The 6369-nt window shown below is 70.0% G+C and carries 6 protein-coding genes and 1 pseudogene; all 7 read right to left on the reverse strand.

The annotated features are described in order from the left end of the window. Window positions 1-322 precede the first annotated feature (322 nt). Entirely contained in the window at window positions 323-1741 is a 1419-nt protein-coding gene (locus tag B124_RS21100) for a transposase (RefSeq protein ID WP_496504454.1), read from the reverse strand. A gap of 24 nt (window positions 1742-1765) precedes the next feature. Beyond that, a complete protein-coding gene (locus tag B124_RS21105; RefSeq protein WP_496504460.1) occupies window positions 1766-2581 on the reverse strand; it encodes an SPDY domain-containing protein in 816 nt (271 codons plus the stop codon). A 19-nt stretch (window positions 2582-2600) separates the two neighbouring features. Beyond that, on the reverse strand, window positions 2601-2807 hold the full coding sequence (locus B124_RS21110) for a hypothetical protein (protein ID WP_496504455.1): 207 nt from the start codon (window positions 2805-2807) through the stop codon (window positions 2601-2603). Between the two features lie 430 nt (window positions 2808-3237). After that, window positions 3238-3921 carry an NUDIX hydrolase gene (locus B124_RS21115; RefSeq protein WP_496504456.1) on the reverse strand — a complete coding sequence of 228 codons (684 nt, stop codon included), beginning with the start codon at window positions 3919-3921 and terminating at the stop codon, window positions 3238-3240. A 134-nt stretch (window positions 3922-4055) separates the two neighbouring features. Further along, complete coding sequence (locus tag B124_RS21120; protein ID WP_496504457.1) at window positions 4056-4580, reverse strand: hypothetical protein; 525 nt, start codon at window positions 4578-4580, stop codon at window positions 4056-4058. 347 nt (window positions 4581-4927) lie between these two features. Then, window positions 4928-5644 carry an SPDY domain-containing protein gene (locus B124_RS21125; RefSeq protein ID WP_496504461.1) on the reverse strand — a complete coding sequence of 239 codons (717 nt, stop codon included), beginning with the start codon at window positions 5642-5644 and terminating at the stop codon, window positions 4928-4930. Between the two features lie 140 nt (window positions 5645-5784). Further along, a pseudogene (locus B124_RS21130) lies at window positions 5785-6111 on the reverse strand (HNH endonuclease family protein); the annotation flags it as partial. Window positions 6112-6369 lie beyond the last annotated feature (258 nt).

Here is a 6369-nt window from a genome sequence, read left to right on the forward strand (position 1 = left end):
CGGCTGCGGCTTCGTGCACGCCGGGGTGCCGCGGGATGTGATCGGCGCCGCTGTGGCGACGGCTGGCCTCGTCACGAAGGGCATGCCACGGGGGCCGGTTCGCCGACGGGCGCCAGGTTGACGGGGCAGTAAGTAGGACTTCGGCGAGGCGGGCGGGGCCCGTGGGCGCCATTCCCACGGAAGGGCTCATGGCCCGGGGATTGATTCGGGCGTACCGCGGTCCGCCCGCCTCTCCCGCTCCGACCGAGAGCGGGGGCCTTCACCGCCTCACGGTGAACGCCTCCGCTCTCGCATCGAGCGGCTGCCAGCAGCCGGCAGCCGGTCATCGTGGCCGGGAGCGGCCGAGGACGTGTCGGTAGATCGTCTGTGTGCTGACCCCGAAGCTGCGTGCCGTTGCGGTGACGGTGCTGCCGGGGGTGGCGAGCATGTCGCGGGCGCGCGCGATCTGTCCGTCGTCCAGCGGCCCTGGCCGCCGACGCGCGGCTGTCCCGTCCTCGGCGGGGGTGTAGCCGAAGGCGACGGCGTCCCGGTACGGCGTGCCGGAGGCCATGCAGTGGTAGACGCTGAGAATGATCTTGCGACCGACCTTCCGCAGCGCCGTGGTGTGCGCATCACCGGCGGACCGGTGCCGGTCGTAGTACGTTCGGGCCCCCGAAGAGTGGTTGATCACGGAGAAGGCCAGCGCGTGCAACGTAGCGCGCATGTCCTTCGATGACGCCCGGCGGAACGAGACCCGCACGGTCTGGCCGGAGGCCCAGGTGACCGGGGCCACGCCCGCGTAGGCGGCCAGCGAGCGTCCGCTGCCGAACCGTTCGACGGGCCGGTCTCCGATCTCCGCCAGCAGGTAGGCGCCCAGGATGGGGCCGACCCCGGGAATGCGGGACACCAGGTGATGGTGCGGCTGGGCGGCGTAGTGGTGATCGAGTTCGAGCTGCAGGGCGTCGGTTCGGGCGACGGACTGGTCCAGCGCGGTGACCAGGTGCCGGATGTGCAGGGCCTCGGCGCTTTCGACGCGGGGGGCGAGGAGCATCACGGGGCGGCAGAAGATCATGTGGAGTCTCTCGGCTTCGTCTTCCACTGTGCGCTGCCTGCCTGCCGCACTGAGCAGGGCGGCCAGGGCCGTGCGGTCCAGCCGGGCTGCGGCCCGGGGTGTGGGGGCAGCGGCCAGGACGGCTCGTGCCTGAGCACTGCGCAGCCCGCCAGTACTGGTCGGCCACGCCGATACGGCAGCCGGCCAGATGCGCATCAGCGCCGCCCGCAGGGCGTGCTGGGCTTCGACACGGTGGGCTACGGCCGCCCGGTGGGCACGGCCGACGATCCGCAGCGCCTGCGCCTGCGGCGAGGAGGCAACGAGCGGACGACACTGCCCCGCCAGGGTCATCGAGGCGATCAGCCTGGCATCCACACGGTCGGACTTGGCGGACCCCAGGGCCGCGCGGTGCCGGGCGGCGCGGGCGGGGTCCACATGAGCGATCTTCATCCCCGACGCCGCCAGTGCCCGGGCGAACAGCAGGTCCACGTCCTCGATCCCGGTCACCGTCGCCCGCCACCGGCGCCCCAGTGAAGCAAGAAACTCCCGGTACTGGACAACGGGGTCGAGGCTGTCGGCATAGACGATGCGCGTTTCCCCGACGATCTCCCCCGACCGGTCCAGGACAGCGAAGTCCAGCCACCGATCCGACCAGTCACACCCCGCGACCAGCAACAAACCACCTCCGAAGCAGAAGACGACAAGCGGCACCGAACGGCGACCAGACCCGGTGTCCTAGCCGGCGGGCGTCCACAGCAGCCGCTCGCGGGTCGCCTCGGGCACCACCCGGCGCAGGACCGACTCCGTTGAGCTGAGGGAGGCGGCGAGCGCGGCCACGAGGTCGTGCGGGACGGAAGCGGAGAAGGACACCGCCCACAGGCACGGCGCGCCCGGTGCGGGCTGGGCCCACGCCTGCCAACCGTCCGGCCCCGGCTCGTCGGGTCCGGCGGCCAGGGTGCGCGGGTCGCCATCCTGGATGAGGGGCGGTACCTCGCCGAGGCTGACGTGCGAGATGAACGTGGGGTCGGTCGCCCCCGCGCTCTGGTCGGCGTCGCGGAGCCATCCGTGTGCGGTGACGGCGTCGAGGACCAACTCGGGGCGGTCAAGCGGTACCGCAGGGTGGGGGCGGGCGTCGAGGGCGGTGAGGAAGTCGGCCACCGCCTCGCCGGGCACGTCGGGCGTGAAGTATGCCGACCACTCGGCCGGGCTGCTGGTGTCCGTACGGGCGCAGACCTGCCAGGCGATCGGCAGGTCCCCCAGGTGGAACGGCTCGTCCGCAAGCACCCACTGCGCCCAGCACAGGGAGTCCGGGCTGATGTGCAGGACGGTGCTGCGCAGGACCTGGCGGTCCTGCGGCTCCTCGTCCGGCTCCTGCCGTCCCCGGACGATCGTCAGGCTCGTCCAGCCCAGGCCACCGAGCGTGTCGGCGACGGTGTCGTAGAGGAGGCCGTCGTCTCCGGCCAGATGCCGGGGACCGACCCAGTACGCGCCCTGCCCGCTGATCGAATCGGACGGGTCGAGCGGGAAGCCGGAATACAGGGGCGCCTCCAGATGGGGGGTCGGTTGCGATTCATCTGCCGGCGGTGCCGCCGGCAGGGCACGGGGGCGGCTGGACAGGGACCTGCCAGGCCAGGGCCACCGCCACCTCGGGTGACAGATACCCGAGTTGGCTGTCTTCGTCCCGTCCTTCGGCGAGGTAGACGACGTGCCGGCAGGTCTCGACCACGGACGGCACGACCTGCGCGAGGCGGTGGCCCATCAGGAAGAAGGGGATCATCGCTTGGCGGACTGGGGGGCATCCCTATCGGAGGCGGACGCCAAGGTGATGGGTTCGCCGACGGTTACCTCCGGGCGCTCACCGGCCGCACAGCCGGGGAACTAGTCGAACAATCGTTGCCACCGTGCGCCGCGGTCACGAGCAATCACCTCTCCGACCTGGGGTATTCGGCAGGGTCGTCGATGTTGACATGCCCGTGCCCCACATGGCCAGTCCTTCCGCGATCTTTCCTGTCTGCCGGCGGCGAACTGCAGTTCACGGCCGCCGACGAACCCGAACGCCGTGTCCCGGTGCATGATCCGAAGGCAGGCAACGGGGCACGCAGGACACGGCGTGGAAAGAGAGCGCGTCGGACAAAGGGAAGCGGCTCAAGCGACTGAGGTAAGCGGTCGGGCCACGGCAGCCAGTTGGCAGCTCGACCTCGTACGGCTCACGGTAACTCTGCGAGGGCGGCCAGATGCCTTTCGGTCTGCAGCCACGCCGCTTTCCATCCGCGGCGGCGCCGGATCTCGTCGGTTTCGCGTACGACAGGGAGCCCTTCCGGGAGGTCTGCGAGTACGAGATCGAGCCAACACAGAAGGAGGTGATTGTCGCACCGGGGTTGCCGTCTTCGTACGGCGCTTTGTGCCGCGCGGACGGCAGAGGCGAGAGAGGCGTCAGCAGGAGGGATGTCGAAGTTGCGACGGAACAAGGCGTCGGTGTAGTGGACGGCGGCGAGAGAGGAGGCATCGGCGGGCACTCCCGCGACTCCGGTGGGCGTCACAAGCTCGTACCACTTGCTCCATCGGGTGGTGACGTCCTCGCCCGGCTCCAGGGCCGGCGCTGTGGACTCCAGGGCGTGAGCCAGGTAGAGATGCACGGATTCGGTGCAGGACGAGCGGGCAGTGACGACGGTGCCGAGCTGATGCATCCAAGCGGCGTATACACCTGTCTCCTCCAGGAGTTCCCGGCGGGCAGCCGCCTGTGGGGACTCACCGGGGTCGATCAATCCGCCCGGGAGATCCTGGAGTACGGCGTCGTGCAGGTAGATGTGCTGCCGGACCAGCGGAATCCGGCCGCGCTGCACGGCCAGTACCCGCACCGAGTCGGGGACATCGACGTAGGGGTAGGCCACGACGGCGCCATCAGGGCGCACAGCCTGGTCGACGGCTAGGCGAACGCGGGCGCCAGGTCCTCCTTCATAGAGGACTTGACGGTCTTCCGTGCGCTGCCAGCGGCCAGCTCCGGCGGCGCCCGGATCGTGGCGGTTCAGGTCCCTAACCGGCGTCGGACGGTCACGTCTCTTCCCGAGTAGGGGATGAGAGCATCGTGCACGCGGTCGAGGAGCGGCACTACGAAAACCGCCGCGCTGATCGCTGCCTCCTCGTGCTGCCACCCGCGGAGGAGGTGGCCCCCGAAGTCGAGACTCATATCCAGCTCCTGCTCCGTCACGGTAAGGCGGTGGCCTGCCAGGCGGGAAGTGTGGACGGCGATCCAAGCCGGTCGCAAGTCGAGCAGCGGTTTCAGCAGGCGACGTGCCTGATCCACGAGTTCAGCAAGTTCAGCCGACACACGGCACGCCGCGAGGTCGCGCAGCGCCGCGTCGATCTTGTCGCTGTGTGCCAGGAGCGGGCCGGTGATGGTACGGGGGGGCTCGGCAGGGTCGGTAGGGCTGGGTCCTTCGCTCGCTGACTGCACCCAGGCCATATGGCCCGGGTTGAGCGCTATCGCCGTCTGAGCCCGGTAAGCAGCCTGCTGTACGTAGCCGCCCGAGGGGCTGCCGAGCCACGCCATCGCCACCCCCTCGTGGTCCGTGGTCTTCAGCGTACTGCGAGTACCCACGGGTGTGGGTGACGCACCTGGCCGCGGATGTCATTTCGAGGGGGACGGGGACTTCCCATGCGACCGGAACGATGTCGGTGAGGACGGACGTCGCCCCAAGGCTGGACGGACGCTGTGCAGCGGACCGCCCTCGCCCGCGGGACAGGACCGAACTGGAGCACCCCCGCTGGCCAGTTGAGTCAGCGCTCGATCGCGCAGCCGTCGCCGACACAGCCGATCAGCGCGGCAGGGAAAGCGGCGCCTGCGATCCTGGCGACAGACCTGGAACCCTCCTTGATCATCCGGGCAGGGAGGTCAGGTCATCGACTCCGGCCTGCGGGTGGTGCCGTCGGAGGCGGGGCGGGAGACAGTTCGCTGGGGGACGACTTGACGTCCGCGGTGGCGAGGTAGAGGTGTTGACGGGTCTGAACGGGGACGCCCTCGACGGGGCGGTTGAGCGGTTCGGTGGAGACCAGTGAGGCGGTGAAGGCGGCGACGAGAGCGGTGGGTGTCCCGTAGGAGAAGCGTGCCCGCCAGTACGGCTCGCGGTAGGGCCCGCCCCAGACCCGCCAGGTTGGCCCGTCGAAACCGGAGGTGGCGTAGCGGTGCCGTACGCCGGCGAGCCCGTCCGGCGCAAGGAAAGTCTGGGTGCCGTCGGTCTTCACGCGATGGCTCCAGCCGCGGGCGAGCAGCGGTGCATACGTCTCGTGCGGTTGCACGCCGGCATCGGACAGCCATTCGCGATCGCTGCAGCGGTCTTCGAGGTAGAGGTCCAGAAGCTCGGCGTGCAGGTCGCGTATCACCTCGACGGGCGTGGTGGTGTCGAAGGTGACCCGCCAGGCCGTCGGGCCAAGCGGGGCACGGTCGAATCGGGTGGTCCACTTCCCTGTGCCGCCCTTGTCTGGCCGGGGGTCGAAGGAGGCCGCAAGCCGCTCGCAGGGGCGGTGGGCGTAGGCACTTTCGTTGTCGATCTGGATCAGTGACGGTCGAAGGCGTGGGGGTTGAAGGTTGAGCAGGTGGCGGCGGCCGTGCGGGATGACGCCACCCGGCTGCCGATGGAGATCAAGGAAGAGCTGCGCCGCCGTGCGGAGTGATCCCTCCTGGGCTCCTCCAGGCGGTATCGTGCCCGGCCCGAAGCCGGGTACGGCCAGGGCCGGGCACGGGCTTCAGGCCGCTGTCAGCCCGCCTTCTCGAAGGTGACCGTGGCATCCGGGCAGCCGGCGGCGCGCTCGGTCAGCGCGGCGAGTTCGGCGTCATCGACGCTGAGGCCCCAGCGCAGCTTCGTGGCGGTCCACTCACTCAGGTACCGGCACGACGCCCCCTCGGCGGAAATCCACCACGTCGCCGGGTCCTGGTCGCTCTTGCTGCGGTTCGAGCGGGCCGTCACCGCCACCAGGCTCGCGTCGGCGAGGTCGTTGGCGTACGCCTCCCGCCGCTCGGCGGTCCAGTTCGAGGCCCCTGAGTCCCAGCTTTCGGCAAGGGGGACCATGTGGTCGATGTCCAGGGCCTGGCCAAGTTCCGGGGGTGGGCGGTTGGTCGGTCCGTGACTGGTTGGGGGGCATAGCTGAGCAGGCACGGGCTTCGTGATCATTGGGGTGTCTAAGCTCAACGATCACGAGGTGGCCCGTGCTTGCCGCTGTATCTTCTCCCATCCCGCCGGTGTTGGCGAAGCTGGGCCGACTGGATGTCAGCGAGGTCGCTGGCCTGCGGTCTTTCCTGGATCTGGTGCCCGATCCGCGTTCGCGACGGGGCCGCTGGTACT

It is taken from the genome of Streptomyces sp. CNP082 (genome assembly GCF_059570535.1).